The sequence below is a fragment of the Acidovorax sp. genome, from assembly GCF_046294525.1.
Classification (GTDB): domain Bacteria; phylum Pseudomonadota; class Gammaproteobacteria; order Burkholderiales; family Burkholderiaceae_C; genus Acidovorax.
This window is the reverse complement of the sequence record NZ_JBKBKQ010000012.1, coordinates 37245-53961: the sequence shown is the minus strand read 5'-3', so window position 1 is coordinate 53961 and position 16717 is coordinate 37245. Positions and strand designations below refer to the sequence as shown.

At 64.9% G+C, this 16717-nt stretch carries 15 protein-coding genes; 14 read left to right on the top strand and 1 reads right to left on the bottom strand.

Annotation, left to right across the window (positions count from 1 at the left end; all coding sequences use genetic code 11):
- Positions 1–51: 51 nt before the first annotated feature.
- From ACK4HJ_RS12775 to hisD, 14 genes are all read left to right on the top strand, one after another.
- Complete coding sequence (locus tag ACK4HJ_RS12775) at positions 52–4785, top strand: glutamate synthase-related protein (protein ID WP_409831972.1); 4734 nt, start codon at positions 52–54, stop codon at positions 4783–4785.
- A gap of 55 nt (positions 4786–4840) precedes the next feature.
- On the top strand, positions 4841–6319 hold the full coding sequence (locus ACK4HJ_RS12770) for a glutamate synthase subunit beta (RefSeq protein WP_409831970.1): 1479 nt from the start codon (positions 4841–4843) through the stop codon (positions 6317–6319).
- 343 nt (positions 6320–6662) lie between these two features.
- Positions 6663–7481, top strand: coding sequence for an ABC transporter ATP-binding protein (locus tag ACK4HJ_RS12765; RefSeq protein WP_409831967.1), 819 nt, complete (start codon positions 6663–6665; stop codon positions 7479–7481).
- Positions 7478–8260, top strand: coding sequence for a lipid asymmetry maintenance ABC transporter permease subunit MlaE (gene mlaE, locus ACK4HJ_RS12760; protein ID WP_409831964.1), 783 nt, complete (start codon positions 7478–7480; stop codon positions 8258–8260). Before ACK4HJ_RS12765 ends, mlaE begins: the two co-directional genes overlap by 4 nt.
- Positions 8261–8302: 42 nt before the next feature.
- The gene (gene mlaD / locus ACK4HJ_RS12755; protein ID WP_409831961.1) at positions 8303–8791 is read left to right on the top strand and encodes an outer membrane lipid asymmetry maintenance protein MlaD; all 489 of its coding nucleotides are present in this window, start codon (positions 8303–8305) and stop codon (positions 8789–8791) included.
- A 74-nt stretch (positions 8792–8865) separates the two neighbouring features.
- Positions 8866–9606, top strand: a complete 741-nt coding sequence (locus ACK4HJ_RS12750) for a VacJ family lipoprotein (RefSeq protein ID WP_409832179.1) — start codon at positions 8866–8868, stop codon at positions 9604–9606.
- Positions 9607–9767: 161 nt separating this feature from the next.
- Positions 9768–10409, top strand: coding sequence for a phospholipid-binding protein MlaC (locus ACK4HJ_RS12745; RefSeq protein ID WP_409831958.1), 642 nt, complete (start codon positions 9768–9770; stop codon positions 10407–10409).
- Positions 10410–10456: 47 nt separating this feature from the next.
- Positions 10457–10732, top strand: coding sequence for an STAS domain-containing protein (locus tag ACK4HJ_RS12740; protein ID WP_409832176.1), 276 nt, complete (start codon positions 10457–10459; stop codon positions 10730–10732).
- A gap of 66 nt (positions 10733–10798) precedes the next feature.
- Positions 10799–11824: an ABC transporter ATP-binding protein gene (locus ACK4HJ_RS12735; RefSeq protein ID WP_409831955.1), complete on the top strand. Its 1026-nt coding sequence runs from the start codon at positions 10799–10801 to the stop codon at positions 11822–11824.
- A complete protein-coding gene (locus ACK4HJ_RS12730; protein ID WP_409831953.1) occupies positions 11821–12576 on the top strand; it encodes an ABC transporter permease in 756 nt (251 codons plus the stop codon). The genes ACK4HJ_RS12735 and ACK4HJ_RS12730 overlap by 4 nt, the downstream gene beginning before the upstream one ends.
- Positions 12577–12592: 16 nt before the next feature.
- Positions 12593–12841, top strand: coding sequence for a BolA family protein (locus ACK4HJ_RS12725; protein ID WP_409831950.1), 249 nt, complete (start codon positions 12593–12595; stop codon positions 12839–12841).
- A gap of 83 nt (positions 12842–12924) precedes the next feature.
- Positions 12925–14199 carry a UDP-N-acetylglucosamine 1-carboxyvinyltransferase gene (gene murA / locus ACK4HJ_RS12720; RefSeq protein ID WP_409831947.1) on the top strand — a complete coding sequence of 425 codons (1275 nt, stop codon included), beginning with the start codon at positions 12925–12927 and terminating at the stop codon, positions 14197–14199.
- Positions 14200–14210: 11 nt separating this feature from the next.
- Positions 14211–14858, top strand: coding sequence for an ATP phosphoribosyltransferase (hisG, locus tag ACK4HJ_RS12715; protein ID WP_409832173.1), 648 nt, complete (start codon positions 14211–14213; stop codon positions 14856–14858).
- Between the two features lie 22 nt (positions 14859–14880).
- The gene (gene hisD, locus ACK4HJ_RS12710) at positions 14881–16263 is read left to right on the top strand and encodes a histidinol dehydrogenase (RefSeq protein ID WP_409831944.1); all 1383 of its coding nucleotides are present in this window, start codon (positions 14881–14883) and stop codon (positions 16261–16263) included.
- Here the strand turns inward: hisD and ACK4HJ_RS12705 are convergent.
- Positions 16250–16672, bottom strand: coding sequence for a DUF2917 domain-containing protein (locus tag ACK4HJ_RS12705; protein ID WP_409831942.1), 423 nt, complete (start codon positions 16670–16672; stop codon positions 16250–16252). The genes hisD and ACK4HJ_RS12705 overlap by 14 nt on opposite strands.
- Between the last annotated feature and the right edge of the window lie 45 nt (positions 16673–16717).

The following is a 16717-nucleotide window of genomic DNA, read 5'->3' as shown; positions in this document are numbered from 1 at the left end:
TGTTGCAATGCACTAATCTTGCACTCCCTGCGAAAACATGAGGAGTGCGCCATGACCACAACGGCCGCCGAGATCCAGCATCTGCAACAACACGGTTTGTATTCATCGGGTAACGAACACGACGCCTGCGGGCTTGGCTTCGTTGCCCACATCAAGGGTGTGAAGCGCCACGATATCGTGACGCAGGCCCTCAAGATCCTGGAAAACATCGACCATCGTGGCGCTGTGGGTGCCGACCCGCTGATGGGCGATGGCGCGGGCATCCTGATCCAGATCCCCGACGCTCTTTACCGTGAGGAGATGGCCAAGCAGGGCATCACGCTGCCCGCCGCTGGGGAATACGGCGTGGGCATGATCTTCCTGCCCAAAGAGCACGCCTCGCGCCTGGCCTGTGAGCAGGAGATGGAGCGCGCCATCAAGGCTGAAGGCCAAGTGCTGCTGGGCTGGCGCGATGTGCCGGTCAACCGTGACATGCCTATGTCGCCCACCGTGCGCAAGAAGGAGCCCATCCTGCGTCAGGTATTCATCGGCCGTGGCAACGACGTGATCGTGCAGGACGCGCTGGAGCGAAAGCTGTACGTGATCCGCAAGACGGCCAGCGCCAACATCCAGGCGCTCAAGCTCAAGCACAGCAAGGAATACTACGTTCCGTCCATGTCCAGCCGCACGGTGGTCTACAAGGGCCTGCTGCTGGCCGACCAAGTGGGCGTGTACTACAAGGACCTGTCCGACGAGCGCTGCGTCTCGGCCATCGGCCTGGTGCACCAGCGCTTCTCCACCAACACCTTCCCCGAGTGGCCATTGGCCCACCCCTACCGCTATGTGGCGCACAACGGTGAAATCAACACCGTCAAGGGTAACTACAACTGGATGAAGGCCCGCGAAGGCGTGATGGCCTCGCCCGTGCTGGCGGCCGATCTGCAAAAGCTCTACCCCATCAGCTTTGCCGACCAATCCGACACAGCTACGTTCGACAACTGCCTCGAGCTGCTGACCATGGCTGGCTACCCCATCAGCCAGGCCGTGATGATGATGATCCCCGAGCCCTGGGAGCAGCACACGACCATGGATGAGCGCCGCCGCGCCTTCTATGAATACCACGCCGCCATGCTGGAGCCTTGGGATGGCCCGGCCTCCATCGTGTTCACCGATGGCCGCCAGATCGGCGCCACGCTGGACCGCAACGGCCTGCGCCCCTCGCGCTACTGCATCACCGATGACGACCTGGTCATCATGGGCTCGGAATCCGGCGTGCTGCCCATCCCCGAGAACAAGATCGTGCGCAAGTGGCGCCTGCAGCCCGGCAAGATGTTCCTGATCGACCTGGAACAGGGCCGCATGATCGACGACGACGAGCTCAAGGCCAACATCGTCAACACCAAGCCCTACAAGCAGTGGATCGAGAACCTGCGCATCAAACTAGACAGCGTGGGCACCCACACCGCCTCCACGCCCGAAGCCGCGCCCCTGCCGCTGCTGGACCGCCAGCAGGCCTTCGGCTACACCCAGGAAGACATCAAGTTCCTGATGGCGCCCATGGCCAAGAACGGTGAAGAGGGCATCGGCTCCATGGGGAACGACAGCCCGCTGGCCGTGCTGTCGGGCAAGAACAAGCCGCTGTACAACTACTTCAAGCAGTTGTTCGCGCAGGTGACGAACCCGCCCATCGACCCGATCCGCGAAGCCATCGTGATGTCGCTGGTGTCCTTCATCGGCCCCAAGCCCAACCTGCTGGACATCAACCAGGTCAACCCGCCGATGCGCCTGGAAGTGAGCCAGCCCGTGCTGGACTTCGCCGACATGGCCAAGCTGCGCCACATCGAGAAGTACACGCAGGGCAAGTTCAAGAGCGCGACCATCGACATCACCTACCCGCTGAGCTGGGGCCGCGAAGGCGTCGAAGCCAAGCTGGCGTCGCTGTGCGCGCAGGCCGTGGACGCCATCAAGGGCGGCGCCAACATCCTGATCATCAGCGACCGCGCGGTGAGCGCCACGCAGGTGGCCATCCCTGCGTTGCTGGCCTTGTCGGCCATCCACCAGCACCTGGTGCGTGAAGGTCTGCGCACCACCGCCGGCTTGGTGGTGGAGACGGGTACCGCACGCGAAGTGCACCACTTCGCCGTGCTGGGCGGCTACGGCGCCGAGGCCGTGCACCCCTATCTGGCCATGGAAACCCTGGCCGACATGCACAAGGACCTGGGCGGCGACCTGTCGGTGGACAAGGCCATCTACAACTACGTGAAGGCCATCGGCAAAGGCCTGTCCAAGATCATGTCCAAGATGGGCGTGAGCACGTACATGAGCTACTGTGGCGCCCAGTTGTTCGAGGCCATCGGCTTGAACACCGAGACCGTGAGCAAGTACTTCACCGGCACCGCCAGCCGGGTGGAAGGCATCGGCGTGTTCGAGATCGCCGAAGAAGCCATCCGCATGCACAAGGCCGCCTTCAGTGACGACCCCGTGCTCGAAACAATGCTTGACGCCGGCGGCGAATACGCCTGGCGCACCCGCGGCGAAGACCACATGTGGACGCCCGACGCCATCGCCAAGCTGCAGCACAGCACGCGCGCCAACAACTGGAACACGTACAAGGAATACGCCCAGATCATCAACGATCAGAGCAAGCGTCACCTCACGCTGCGCGGTCTGTTTGAATTCAAGATCGACCCGGCCAAGGCGATTTCCATCGACGAGGTGGAACCTGCCAAGGAAATCGTCAAGCGCTTTGCCACCGGCGCCATGTCGCTCGGTTCCATCTCCACCGAAGCGCATGCGACGCTCGCCGTGGCCATGAACCGCATCGGCGGCAAGAGCAACACCGGCGAAGGTGGTGAAGACCAGCGCCGCTACCGCCAGGAACTCAAGGGCATCCCGATCAAGCAGGGCGACACGCTCAAGAGCGTGATCGGCGCCGAGAACGTCGAGGTGGATCTGCCCTTGCAGGATGGCGACTCGCTGCGCAGCCGCATCAAGCAGGTGGCGTCGGGCCGGTTTGGTGTGACGGCCGAATACCTTTCGTCGGCCGACCAGATCCAGATCAAGATGGCCCAGGGCGCCAAGCCCGGCGAAGGCGGCCAGCTGCCCGGTGGCAAGGTCTCCAACTACATCGGCAAGCTGCGCCACAGCGTGCCCGGCGTGGGGCTGATCTCGCCCCCGCCGCACCACGACATCTACTCCATCGAAGACCTGGCCCAACTGATCCACGACCTGAAGAACGTGGCTCCGCACGCCAGCATCAGCACCAAGCTGGTGTCGGAAGTGGGCGTCGGCACCATCGCCGCGGGCGTCACCAAGTGCAAGAGCGACCACCTCGTGATCGCCGGTCACGACGGCGGCACGGGCGCGTCGCCCTGGTCGTCCATCAAGCATGCGGGCGGTCCGTGGGAAATCGGCCTGGCCGAAACGCAGCAGACCCTGGTGCTCAACCGCCTGCGCGGCCGCGTGCGTGTGCAGGCCGACGGCCAGATGAAGACCGGCCGCGACGTCGCCATCGGCGCGCTGCTCGGTGCGGACGAGTTCGGCTTTGCCACGGCACCGCTGGTGGTCGAGGGCTGCATCATGATGCGCAAGTGCCACCTGAACACCTGTCCGGTGGGCGTGGCCACGCAAGACCCCGAGCTGCGCAAGAAGTTCTCGGGCAAGCCCGAGCATGTGGTGAACTACTTCTTCTTCATCGCCGAAGAAGTGCGCCAGATCATGGCGCAGCTGGGCATCCGCAAGTTTGACGACATGATTGGCCGCTCCGACCTGCTGGACGTGCGTGCCGGCGTCGAGCACTGGAAGGCCAAGGGCCTGGACTTCAGTCGCCTGTTTGCCCAGCCCAATGTGCCGGCCGATGTGCCCCGCTACCACGTGGATGTGCAGGACCACAACATCACGAACACGCTGGACCGCAAACTCATCGAGCGCAGCAAGCCCGCCATTGAAAAGGGCGAGCGCGTGCAGTTCATTGAGGTTGCGCGCAACGTGAACCGCTCTGTGGGCGCCATGCTCTCGGGCGCCGTGACGCGCGTGCACCCCGAAGGCCTGCCTGACGACACCATCCGCATCCAGCTGGAAGGCACGGGCGGGCAGTCGTTTGGCGCGTTCCTGACGCGCGGCATCACGCTGTACCTGATCGGCGATGCCAACGACTACACCGGCAAGGGTCTGTCGGGCGGCCGCGTGGTCGTGCGCCCCAGCATCGACTTCCGCGGCGATGCGGTGCGCAACACCATCGTTGGCAACACCGTGATGTACGGCGCCACCACGGGCGAAGCCTTCTTCAGCGGCGTCGCGGGTGAGCGTTTCGCCGTGCGTCTGTCGGGCGCCACCGCAGTGGTGGAGGGCACGGGCGACCACGGTTGCGAGTACATGACCGGTGGCACGGTTGTGGTGCTGGGCAAGACGGGCCGCAACTTCGCGGCGGGCATGAGCGGTGGCGTGGCCTATGTGTACGACGAAGACGGCCAGTTCGACACGCGCTGCAACATGTCCATGGTCACGCTGGAGCGCATCCTGCCCGCGACCGAGCAGGAGGCCACGGTGCCGCGCTCGATCTGGCACGGCGGCCTGACCGACGAGGCCCAGCTCAAGAAGCTGCTGGAGGACCACAACCGCTGGACCGGCAGCAAGCGCGCCCGCGAGCTGTTGGACAACTGGGCCGCATCGCGCGGCAAGTTCGTCAAGGTCTTCCCGACCGAGTACAAACGCGCCCTCGCAGAAATTTATGAACGGAAAGTGCTTGAAGAGCCCGCTACACCAGCGGTAGCAGCTCCTGAAAAGATAGCGGTTCCTGCCAAGTAAGGCTTGCCGCAGCAACGCACAACACGTTCATAGATAAAGATTCAAGGACACCGTCATGGGAAAGACCACCGGCTTCATGGAATACGAGCGCATCGAAGAGGGCTACAAGCCCGTCGGCGAGCGCCTGAAGCACTATAAGGAATTCGTCATCGGCCTCGATGACGCGCAGGCCAAGATCCAGGGCGCGCGCTGCATGGACTGCGGTACGCCGTTTTGCAACAACGGCTGCCCCGTCAACAACATCATTCCGGACTTCAACGACCTGGTGTACCACCAGGACTGGAAGAGCGCGATCGAGGTGCTGCACAGCACCAACAACTTCCCCGAGTTCACCGGCCGCATCTGCCCCGCGCCTTGCGAGGCCGCCTGCGTGCTCAATGTGAACGACGACGCCGTGGGCATCAAGTCCATCGAGCATGCGATCATCGACCGCGCTTGGGAAGAAGGCTGGGTCAAGCCGCGTCCGGCCAAGCACCAGACCGGCAAGAAGGTCGCCGTAGTGGGCTCCGGCCCCGCCGGCATGGCGGCCGCGCAGCAACTGGCCCGCGCCGGCCACAGTGTCACGCTGTTTGAGAAGAACGACCGTGTCGGCGGCCTCCTGCGCTACGGCATTCCCGACTTCAAGTTGGAGAAGTCGCTCATCGATCGCCGCGTGAAGCAAATGGAAGCCGAAGGCGTCGTCATTCGCACCGGCGTGTTGGTAGGGGCCGCAAAGGACGGCCTGGGCAAGGGCTCCAAGGTGACCAACTGGGCCAAGGAAACCATCACGCCCGAACAACTGAACAAGGAATTCGATGCCGTGCTGCTCACCGGCGGCGCCGAGCAATCGCGCGACCTGCCCGTGCCCGGCCGCGACCTTGACGGCATCCACTTCGCCATGGAGTTCCTGCCTCAGCAGAACAAGGTCAATGCCGGCGACAAGCTCAAGGGCCAGCCGCGCGCGGACGGCAAGCACGTCATCGTGATCGGCGGCGGTGATACCGGCAGCGACTGCGTGGGCACCAGCAACCGCCACGGCGCCGCGAGCGTCACCCAGTTCGAGCTGATGCCCCAGCCGCCTGAGCAGGAGAACCGCCCGCTGACCTGGCCCTACTGGCCGATCAAGCTGCGCACCAGTTCCAGCCACGAAGAGGGCTGCGAACGCGAGTTCGCCATCTCCACCAAAGAATTCATCGGCGAAAAAGGCAAGGTCACCGGCCTCAAGACCGTGCGCGTCGAATGGAAGGACGGCAAGATGGTCGAGGTCGCAGGGTCCGAGCAGGTGCTCAAGGCCGATCTCGTGCTGCTGGCCATGGGCTTTGTCAGCCCCGTGGCGGCCGTGCTCGAAGCATTCGGCGTGGACAAGGATGCCCGTGGCAACGCTCGCGCCACCACGGACTTTGATGGCGGCTACGCCACCAATGTGCCCAAGGTGTTTGCCGCCGGCGACATCCGCCGGGGCCAATCGCTGGTGGTGTGGGCCATCCGCGAGGGGCGCCAGGCGGCGCGGGCGGTGGACGAGTTCCTCATGGGCTATTCGGACCTGCCACGCTAGGGCGCGATTTTTGCAGATGAGTGCAACGGCGCCTGCGGGCGCCGTTTTGTCTTCAGTTGGAAATCGCATGGTTCGGCGCGAGATTCGACCAAGGCTCGGTGGTATGTGTGCTTTGTTGGCACAATCCATGCACCCTCCCGTGGTAGTTGGTGCCGCGGCTGCGACCGGATGCACATCTTGGGCTTCCCGTCCCATCGCCGGCTCCTATTTGCATCAAACTGCAAACATACATGCATGTATGTTTGTGGGTTCGGCTACTATCGCTGTTGTTTGCGGGAGGCGCCAAGCGGGCAGTGGCGTGCCCGTCCACCCCCTTGGCCGCCCCTCCCACCTTTCCGTCTGAATGACCGACTCTCCATATCTTGCAGAACTGCGCAATGTCACCTTCTCCTACGGAGACCGGGTGATCCTGCGCGATGTGACGCTGGCGGTGCCACGCGGCAAGGTGACGGCGCTGATGGGGGCCTCTGGCGGGGGCAAGACCACCGTGCTCCGGCTGATCGGTGGCCAGCAGCGTGCCCAGAAGGGCGAGGTGCTGTTTGATGGACGCGATGTAGGGCAGCTCGACACTGCGGGGCTTTATGCCGCCAGACGGCGCATGGGCATGCTGTTCCAGTTTGGTGCGCTGTTCACCGATTTGAGCGTGTTCGAGAACGTGGCCTTCCCCCTGCGCGAGCACACCGACCTGTCGGAAGCGCTGATCCGCGACGTGGTCCTGATGAAGCTGCACGCCGTGGGTTTGCGCGGCGCGCGCGACCTGATGCCCAGCCAGATTTCCGGCGGCATGGCGCGGCGCGTGGCGCTGGCGCGGGCGATCGCGCTGGATCCCGAGCTCGTGATGTACGACGAGCCCTTCGCGGGACTGGACCCGATCTCGCTGGGCACGGCGGCGCAGCTCATCCGCCAGCTCAATGACGCCATGGGGCTGACCAGCATCATCGTGTCGCACGACCTGGAAGACACCTTCCGCCTGGCCGACCACGTGATCATCCTGGGCGAAGGGGTGGTTGCGGCCCAGGGCACCCCGGACGAGGTTCGCGCCTGCGCCGACCCGCTGGTGCACCAGTTCGTGCACGCGCTGCCCACCGGGCCGGTGCCTTTTCACCACCCCGGGCCGGGCGTGGCCGAGGACTTTGGCCCCATCGAGGGGCGTACACGATGAGCTGGTACAACCCGTCGGATGTGGGCTGGGCTGTGCGCAGCAAATTGGCTGACATCGGTATGAGCGCGCGCCTGTTTGCCCAACTGGTGCGGCTTGCAGGAGTCACCTTCTTGCGACCTGGGCTGGTGCGTGACCAAGTGCATTTTCTGGGCAACTATTCCCTGGCCATCATCGCCGTGTCCGGCCTGTTTGTGGGTTTTGTGCTGGGGCTGCAGGGCTACTACACCTTGCAGCGCTACGGCTCGTCCGAGGCGCTGGGGCTGCTGGTGGCGCTGTCGCTCGTGCGCGAACTGGGCCCCGTCGTCACCGCGCTGCTCTTTGCCGGCCGTGCCGGTACGTCGCTCACGGCCGAAATCGGCCTCATGCGTGCGGGCGAGCAGCTCAGTGCGATGGAGATGATGGCCATCGACCCGGTGCGGCGCATCCTGGCGCCGCGTTTCTGGGGCGGTGTGATTGCCATGCCCCTGCTGGCCGCAGTGTTCAGTGCTGTGGGCATCATCGGAGGCTGGGTGGTGGGCGTGCTGATGATCGGCATCGACGCGGGCGCTTTCTGGAGCCAGATGCAGGGCGGCGTGGATGTGTGGAAGGATGTGGGCAATGGCGTGCTCAAGAGCGTGGTCTTCGGCTTCACTGTGACCTTTGTCGCGTTGCTGCAGGGCTATGTGGCCAAGCCCACGCCCGAGGGCGTTTCGCGCGCCACCACCCGCACGGTGGTGATGGCGTCGCTGGCGGTGCTGGCGCTGGACTTTGTCCTCACCGCGCTGATGTTCAGTATCTGACGCCGGCACCGCTGCCGGCAGCTGAAGAGGAATCAAAACACAATGCAACGCTCCAAAAACGATCTCTGGGTAGGCCTGTTTGTGATGCTGGGCGGGGCAGCGCTGGTGTTTCTGGCGCTTCAGTCTGCGAACCTGCTGAGTCTGAACTTCAAATCCGGCTACAGCATCACCGCACGCTTTGACAACATCGGCGGGCTCAAGCCCCAGGCGGCCGTGCGCAGCGCGGGTGTGCTGGTGGGCCGGGTGGAATCCATCGCGTTTGACGACAAGGTCTACCAGGCCCGGGTCACCCTGTCGATGGACGAGCGCTACGTGTTTCCCAAGGACAGCTCGCTCAAGATACTGACCAGCGGGTTGCTGGGCGAGCAGTACATCGGCATCGAAGCCGGTGCCGACGAGAAGAACCTGGCCGCAGGTGACACCGTCACCGCCACCCAGTCGGCCGTGGTTCTGGAAAACCTCATTGGACAGTTTCTTTACAGACAGGCCGAAGACGGCAGCAAGCCCGCAGGGGCCGGTGACAAAAAATGATGACCATACAAACCACGCGCCTGGCAACCTTGCCGGGCAAGATCCCGCACGGTGGTGCACACGCCATCCGCCGCATGGCGGGCTGGCTCGGCCTGTGGCTGGGCTTGGCACTGCTCGCCGGCTGCGCCACCGTCGCCAATCCTGACCCCCGCGACCCGCTGGAGTCGTACAACCGCAGCATGACCAAGTTCAACGAACAGGTCGATGCGCTGGTGCTCAAGCCGGTGGCCATTGCCTACAAGGATGTGACCCCAGCACCGGTGCGAACCGGCGTGAGCAACTTCTTCGCGAACCTGAGCGACGCGTGGTCCTTTGTGAACAACGTGCTGCAGTTGCGCGGCGAGGCGGCTGCGTCCAGCTTCATGCGGTTCAACGTGAACACCTTCATGGGCCTGGGCGGGGTGCTGGACATCGCGAGCGAGCTGGGTATTGAACGTTACCGCCAGGACTTCGGTCTGACGCTCGGACGCTGGGGGGTGGGTACCGGTGCCTACGTGGTGCTGCCCATCCTGGGGCCTTCCACCGTTCGCGACACACTGGCCCTGCCGCTGGACGCGAAAGGCAACCTAGTGAGCTATGTGGACCCTGTGTCCGCCCGCAATTCACTGTATGCGCTGCGTGCGGTGGACGTGCGTGCCAACCTGCTGCGTGCAGGCAATGTGCTGGACAGCGCCGCGCTCGACAAGTACAGCTTTACGCGGGACGTTTTCCTGCAGGTGCGCAGCCAGGCTGGGCAGGTCCCTAACGCTGGCGGTAGCGAAGGGGACGATTCCAAGGACGGCGTGCTGCCTCCCGAGCCACCGCCGGCACGCTGACTGAGCCGTTGCCAGGTTCAGCAGCCGGACGCCTGTGCAGGTTGGTGTTGCACTTGCTTGCATCCCGCAACCCCAGCGACGCACGGCGCGGAACCGCGGCCACCACAATGAATCGATGTTGAAGGACCGAGCCTTCAACCTGAACGAAAGTAGAGGACCTGATGAATCGACGTACCCTGGGGCACATGGCCCTGTGTGCCGCTGCTGCGGTGTCGCTGGGCATGCCCCTGGCTGCGATGGCGGCCGATGAAGCGCCCGACGCGCTCATCAAGCGCCTTTCCGCCGAAATCCTGACCACCGTGAAAGGCGACAAGGCCATTCAAGGGGGCGATATTGCCAAAATCATTGCGCTGGTGGACAGCAAGGTGATGCCCAATGTGAACTTCCGCCGCATGACGGCCGCTGCCGTGGGCCCGGGCTGGCGCCAAGCCACGCCTGAGCAGCAAAAGCGCCTGCAGGAGGAGTTCAAGGTTTTGCTGGTCCGCACCTATGCCGGCGCTCTGGCGCAGGTCAACGATCAGACCATCCAGGTTAAACCGCTGCGGGCCGCAGCCGACGACAAGGACGTGCTGGTGCGCACCGAAATCGTGGGCCGTGGCGAACCCATCCAACTGGACTACCGTCTGGAAAAGACCCCGGGCGAAGGCGCAGGCTGGAAGATCTACAACCTGAACGTCCTGGGCGTGTGGCTGGTGGAAACCTATCGCGGCCAGTTTGCGCAGGAGATCAATGCCAAGGGCATCGATGGCCTCATCGACACGCTTGTGGCACGCAACAAGTCCAACGCGGGCGCCAAGGGCTGACTCTTCAGCCCGCCCGCCAACTTGCCGCTAACTCCATGTCCGCTGCCTTGCTCGTTCTGCCGGCAGAACTCACTCACCGTCAGGCCACGGCCTGCTTGGCAATGCTCATGCAGGGGCTCAAGGTGCACCGCGAAAGCGCGCTGGTGGTGGATGCCCATGCCCTGGCCGTGTTCGACACTTCGGCCCTCGCCGTGCTGCTGGAATGCCGGCGAGAGGCCTTGTCAGAGGACAAGACCTTTGCCGTGCAAGGCCTGCCCGCCGCGATAGCCGGCATGGCGAGACTGTACGGCGTGGACGGCTTGCTGACACCGGCCGCTGCCTGACGCGCCGTTTGCTGCCTGCCCGCCAAACGGCACGGTTTGGGGCCAGGCCTTAAAATCGAGGGCTTCATGCCCGCAGTCTCCTTCCAAGCCGTCTCCAAGACCTTCGCCACACCCAAGGGCCCTTTCCAGGCGCTGAACAACATCAGCCTGGACATCGAGGAGGGCGAGTTCTTCGGCCTCCTGGGGCCCAATGGCGCGGGCAAGACCACCCTCATCAGCATCCTCGCGGGTCTGGCCCGCGCCAGCAGCGGCCGAGTGCTGGTGCAGGGCAGCGACGTGCAGAGCGATTACGCCGTCGCCCGCCGCAAGCTCGGCATCGTGCCGCAGGAACTGGTGTTCGACCCCTTCTTCAACGTGCGCGAATCGCTGCGCATCCAGTCGGGCTACTTCGGCGTCAAGAACAACGACGCCTGGATCGATGAGCTGCTGGAAAACCTGGGCCTGGCCGACAAGGCGGGCGCCAACATGCGCCAGCTCTCGGGCGGCATGAAGCGCCGCGTGCTGGTGGCGCAGGCGCTGGTGCACAAGCCGCCCATCATCGTGCTTGACGAGCCCACCGCAGGCGTGGATGTGGAGCTGCGCCAGACTCTGTGGCACTTTGTGGCGCGCCTGAACAAGGAAGGCCATACCGTACTGCTGACCACCCACTACCTGGAAGAGGCCGAGGCGCTGTGCAACCGCATCGCCATGCTCAAGGCCGGGCAGATCGTGGCGCTCAACCGGACCAGCGAACTGTTGCAGGCCGCGTCGGGCAGCATCCTGCAGTTCAAGACCGACGCCGCGCTGCCACCAGCCCTCGCCACCGTAGCGCGCGTCACGGGCCGCATCGTGCAGCTGCCCGCGCACGACGCGGCCGAGATCGAAAGCCACCTGGCCGCGCTGCGCGTGGCGGGCGTGGATGTGCACGACATGGAGATCCGCCGGCCCGACCTGGAGGATGTGTTTTTGCAGGTGATGTCGGGCGGGGCTTCTGCCGGCACGCCCGGCGACAGGGGCGCGCCCGCCGCCGCGCCGGGCCGCCCCAAGCAAGGCGCGGCCCCCTCGGGGGGCAGCGAGGACGCGCCAGTGCCAAGCGTGGGGGCCCAGGTATGACAGGATGGCAGACACTTTTCTATAAAGAGGTGCTGCGCTTCTGGAAGGTCAGCTTCCAGACCGTGGCGGCGCCCGTGCTCACGGCCGTGCTGTACCTGCTGATCTTCGGCCACGTGCTTGAAGACCATGTCAAGGTCTACGACCGCATCAGCTACACCGCCTTCCTGGTGCCAGGACTCGTGATGATGAGCGTGCTGCAGAACGCGTTTGCCAACAGCTCGTCGAGCATCATCCAGAGCAAGATCATGGGCAGCCTGGTGTTTGTGCTGCTCACCCCGCTGTCGCACTGGGCCTGGTTCGTGGCTTATGTGGGGTCTTCCATCGTGCGCGGGCTGGTGGTGGGCCTGGGCGTTTTCTTCGTCACGCTGGCGTTTGCGGTGCCCGGGTTTGCAGCTCCGCTGTGGGTGCTGGCGTTTGCCTTTCTGGGTGCGGCGCTGCTGGCCACGCTAGGATTGATCGCGGGACTGTGGGCCGACAAGTTCGACCAGCTCGCCGCGTTCCAGAACTTCGTGGTCGTGCCCATGACGTTTCTCTCGGGCGTGTTCTATTCCATCCAGTCGCTGCCGCCCTTTTGGCAAACCGTGAGCCACCTCAATCCGTTTTTCTACATGATCGACGGCTTCCGCTACGGCTTCTTCGGGCAGAGCGACACGTCCCCCTGGCTCAGCCTCACCATCGTGAGCGTGGCTTGGCTGGCCGTGAGCGCACTGGCGGTGAACTTGCTGCGCACCGGCTACAAAATCCGCAACTGATTCCAAGCGCCCCACCATGACCGCTGACCAACTCAAAGACATCATCACCGCCGGCCTGGCCTGCGAGCACATCACGCTCGAAGGCGACGGCCGCCATTGGTACGCCACCATCGTCTCGGCCGAGTTCGAGGGCAAGCGCGCCATCCAGCGCCACCAACGCGTGTACGCCACGCTGGGCTCCAAGATGCATACCGACGAGGTGCACGCCCTGTCGATGAAAACCTTTACCCCCACCGAATGGGCGGCGCAGCCCCACGGCGGTTGATGGAGTTGCTATTTATTTCATAGCTTCTAGCGCTTGCTGGATAAGCGCTGGAGCCTGTTTTTATTCATATTTGGTGATTTGAGATGGACAAACTCCTGATTCGCGGCGGCCGTACCTTGCAAGGTGAGGTACAGGTGTCTGGCGCCAAGAACGCCGCCCTGCCGGAGTTGTGCGCCGCGCTGCTCACGGCCGACCCGGTCACGCTGCTCAACGTGCCCCAATTGCAGGACGTGAGCACCATGCTCAAGCTCATCCGCAACATGGGCGTGGCGGCCGAGCGGGCCGACGACGGCACGGTGCGCATCGGCGCCAGCACACTGAGCACGCCTGAAGCGCCGTACGAACTGGTCAAGACCATGCGCGCCTCGGTGCTGGCTCTGGGCCCGCTGCTGGCGCGCTTTGGCGAAGCCACGGTGTCGCTGCCCGGCGGCTGCGCCATTGGCTCGCGGCCGGTGGACCAGCACATCAAGGGCATGGCGGCCATGGGCGCCGACATCGTGGTCGAGCACGGCTACATGATCGCCAAGCTGCCCGCGGGCTGGAAGCGCCTGAAGGGCGCGCGCATCACCACCGACATGGTCACGGTGACCGGCACCGAGAACTTCCTCATGGCCGCCGCGCTGGCCGAGGGCGAAACGGTGCTGGAAAACGCCGCGCAAGAGCCCGAGATTTCAGACCTGGCCGAGATGCTGATCGCCATGGGCGCACAGATCGAAGGCCACGGCACCAGCCGCATCCGCATCCAGGGCGTGGACAAACTGCACGGCTGCACCCACCGCGTGGTGGCCGACCGCATTGAAGCAGGCACCTTCTTGTGCGCCGTGGCCGCCACGGGCGGTGATGTGGTGCTGCGCCATGGCCGCGCCGACCATCTCGACGCCGTCATCGAAAAGCTGCGCGAGGCCGGTGCCACCGTGCAGGCCGTGGACGGCGGCATCCGCGCGCAAAGTGCGGGCGGCGCCACGCTCAAGGCCCAGGGCTTTCGCACCACCGAGTACCCCGGCTTTCCCACCGACATGCAGGCCCAGTTCATGGCGCTCAACTGCATCGCCCAGGGTACGGCCACGGTGACCGAGACGATTTTTGAAAACCGCTTCATGCACGTCAACGAGCTGCTGCGCCTGGGCGCCAAGATCCAGACCGATGGCAAGGTGGCGGTCATCGAAGGCGTGCCCCGCCTGTCCGGCGCTACCGTGATGGCCACCGACTTGCGCGCATCGGCCAGTCTCGTCATCGCGGGCCTGGTGGCCGACGGCGAAACCGTGGTGGACCGCATCTACCACCTGGACCGCGGCTACGACTGCATGGAAGCCAAACTGCGCGGCATTGGCGCTGACATCGAACGAGTAAAAGCATGAGCAGCAGCAACATGATCACCCTGGCGCTCTCCAAGGGCCGCATCTTTGACGAAACCCTGCCGCTGCTGGCCGCTGCAGGCATCGAGGTGCTCGAAGACCCCGAAAAATCGCGCAAGCTCATCCTGCCCACGAACCAGCCCAACGTGCGCGTGGTGCTGGTGCGCGCCACCGACGTTCCCACCTATGTGGAATACGGCGGCGCCGACATCGGCGTGACCGGCAAGGACACCCTGATCGAACACGGTGGCCAGGGGCTGTACCAGCCGCTGGACCTGCAGATTGCCAAGTGCCGCGTGAGCGTTGCCGTGCGCAACGACTTCGACTACGAGCGTGCTGTCAAGCAGGGCTCGCGCCTCAAGGTCGCCACCAAGTACACGGGCATTGCGCGCGACTTCTTTGCCAGCAAGGGCGTGCACGTGGACATGGTCAAGCTCTACGGCAGCATGGAACTGGCGCCGCTCACGGGACTGGCCGATGCGATCGTGGACCTGGTCTCCACCGGCAACACCCTCAAGGCCAACAACCTCATCGAAGTGGAGCGCATCATGGACATCAGCTCCTACCTGGTCGTGAACCAGGCCGCGCTCAAGCTCAAGCAGGCGCCACTGCGCCGCATCATCGATGCGTTTGCCTCGGCCATACCGGCCGAAAAGAACTGACCTCCACCCAACGACTGACACTATGACTTTGGTAGCTGCTCCCGCCCGTCTGTCCACCGCTGCGGCCACTTTTGAGGCTGATTTTGCAGCCCGCCTGCATTGGTCTGCTGACACCGACGCGGCCATTGAGCAGCGCGTGGCCGACATCCTGGCCGACGTGCAAAAGCGCGGCGACGCGGCGGTGCTGGAGTACACCGCCCGCTTCGACGGCCTCAGCGCCCCCAACATGGCGGCGCTGGAGCTGACCCAGGCCGACTTCAAGGCCGCGTTTGACGCCATTCCCCAGGCCCAGCGCGACGCGCTGCAGGCCGCCGCCAAGCGCGTGCGCAGCTACCACGAGGCGCAGAAAAAGGCTTCGGGCGAGAGCTGGAGCTACCGCGACGAAGATGGCACGCTGCTGGGCCAGAAGGTCACGCCGCTGGACCGTGTGGGCATATACGTGCCGGGCGGCAAGGCCGCCTACCCGTCGAGCCTGCTGATGAACGCCATCCCGGCCCATGTGGCGGGCGTGCAGGAAATCATCATGGTTGTGCCCACGCCCGTGCGCGGCAGCGTGGCGACCGGTGGAACGGGCGAGGGCACCTCGACGAAGGGCGAGCGCAACGAGCTGGTGCTGGCCGCCGCCTACGTGGCCGGTGTGACCCGCGCCTTCACCATTGGCGGCGCCCAGGCCGTGGCCGCGCTGGCCTACGGCACGGCCACCGTGCCCAAGGTGGACAAGATCACCGGCCCCGGCAACGCCTACGTGGCCAGCGCTAAGAAGCGCGTGTTCGGCACCGTGGGCATCGACATGATTGCGGGCCCGAGCGAAATTTTGGTGCTGGCCGACGGCAGCACACCGCCCGACTGGGTGGCGATGGATCTTTTCAGCCAGGCCGAGCATGACGAGCTGGCGCAGAGCATCCTGCTGTGTCCCGACGCCGCCTACCTCGACGCCGTGCAGCGCGAGATTGACCGCCTGCTGCCCACCATGCCGCGCGCCGAGATCATCGCCAAGAGCCTCACTGGGCGCGGCGCGCTGATCCTGACGAAAGACATGGAAGAAGCCTGTGCGATCAGCAACCGCATCGCACCCGAACACCTGGAAGTCAGCAGCACCGACCCGCACCGCTGGGAGCCGCTGCTGCGCCACGCAGGGGCGATCTTCCTCGGGGCCTACACCTCCGAAAGCCTGGGCGACTACTGCGCCGGTCCCAACCACGTGCTGCCCACCAGCGGCACCGCACGTTTCTCGTCGCCACTCGGCGTGTACGACTTCCAGAAGCGCAGCAGCATCATCGAAGTGAGCGAAGCCGGTGCCCAGGTGCTGGGAACGATTGCGGCCGAGCTGGCCTATGGCGAGGGCCTGCAGGCCCACGCGCAGGCGGCAGAGATGCGGCTGACTCCGCCCGTCAAGCCGCGCTGATCGCGCCCCGGTGCAGGGTGCCCTGTGCGGTAGCCGTTGCCTTGGGCTGAGGGGCTGCGACGGGTGCAGAGGGTGCTGGCGGATAAGCAGCACCTGCCACTGCCCGGTGTTTCGCCCAGCTCAGCCGCGCAGGCCGGTGTCCATCGGCGCTGACGCGCAGCCGCACCGGGCCGGTGAACGACAGGCGCTGGCCCGCCTCCGGAAAATAGTCTTCCAGCAGACCATCACAGGTCACCCAGACGCGGCCTTGTTCGACTTCGAGCAGGGCGATATCACCCGCCCGGAAGTCCAGCACCTGGACGGCCTGCAGCGGCGGCAGCGGCTGGCGCTTCCATTGCAGGGTGAGGGGCACTGCAGGCTGGGTGGGCAGCGTGGGCGACGGCGGGGTGGGGGTGTGCAGCGTGTTCATGCCTTCACTGTGCGGCCAGCTGCCGTGGGCCACCAGCCACAGGCG

What these genes read in the sequence shown, in the direction of transcription:
- ACK4HJ_RS12730 (WP_409831953.1), top strand. Translation starts at nt 11,821, where the DNA reads ATGACAGGATGGCAGACACTTTTCTATAAAGAGGTGCTGCGCTTCTGG.
- murA (WP_409831947.1), top strand. Translation starts at nt 12,925, where the DNA reads ATGGACAAACTCCTGATTCGCGGCGGCCGTACCTTGCAAGGTGAGGTA.
- ACK4HJ_RS12770 (WP_409831970.1), top strand. Translation starts at nt 4,841, where the DNA reads ATGGGAAAGACCACCGGCTTCATGGAATACGAGCGCATCGAAGAGGGC.
- hisD (WP_409831944.1), top strand. Translation starts at nt 14,881, where the DNA reads ATGACTTTGGTAGCTGCTCCCGCCCGTCTGTCCACCGCTGCGGCCACT.
- mlaE (WP_409831964.1), top strand. Translation starts at nt 7,478, where the DNA reads ATGAGCTGGTACAACCCGTCGGATGTGGGCTGGGCTGTGCGCAGCAAA.
- hisG (WP_409832173.1), top strand. Translation starts at nt 14,211, where the DNA reads ATGATCACCCTGGCGCTCTCCAAGGGCCGCATCTTTGACGAAACCCTG.
- ACK4HJ_RS12705 (WP_409831942.1), bottom strand. Translation starts at nt 16,672, where the DNA reads ATGAACACGCTGCACACCCCCACCCCGCCGTCGCCCACGCTGCCCACC.
- ACK4HJ_RS12750 (WP_409832179.1), top strand. Translation starts at nt 8,866, where the DNA reads ATGGCGGGCTGGCTCGGCCTGTGGCTGGGCTTGGCACTGCTCGCCGGC.
- ACK4HJ_RS12765 (WP_409831967.1), top strand. Translation starts at nt 6,663, where the DNA reads ATGACCGACTCTCCATATCTTGCAGAACTGCGCAATGTCACCTTCTCC.
- ACK4HJ_RS12735 (WP_409831955.1), top strand. Translation starts at nt 10,799, where the DNA reads ATGCCCGCAGTCTCCTTCCAAGCCGTCTCCAAGACCTTCGCCACACCC.
- mlaD (WP_409831961.1), top strand. Translation starts at nt 8,303, where the DNA reads ATGCAACGCTCCAAAAACGATCTCTGGGTAGGCCTGTTTGTGATGCTG.
- ACK4HJ_RS12775 (WP_409831972.1), top strand. Translation starts at nt 52, where the DNA reads ATGACCACAACGGCCGCCGAGATCCAGCATCTGCAACAACACGGTTTG.
- ACK4HJ_RS12725 (WP_409831950.1), top strand. Translation starts at nt 12,593, where the DNA reads ATGACCGCTGACCAACTCAAAGACATCATCACCGCCGGCCTGGCCTGC.
- ACK4HJ_RS12745 (WP_409831958.1), top strand. Translation starts at nt 9,768, where the DNA reads ATGAATCGACGTACCCTGGGGCACATGGCCCTGTGTGCCGCTGCTGCG.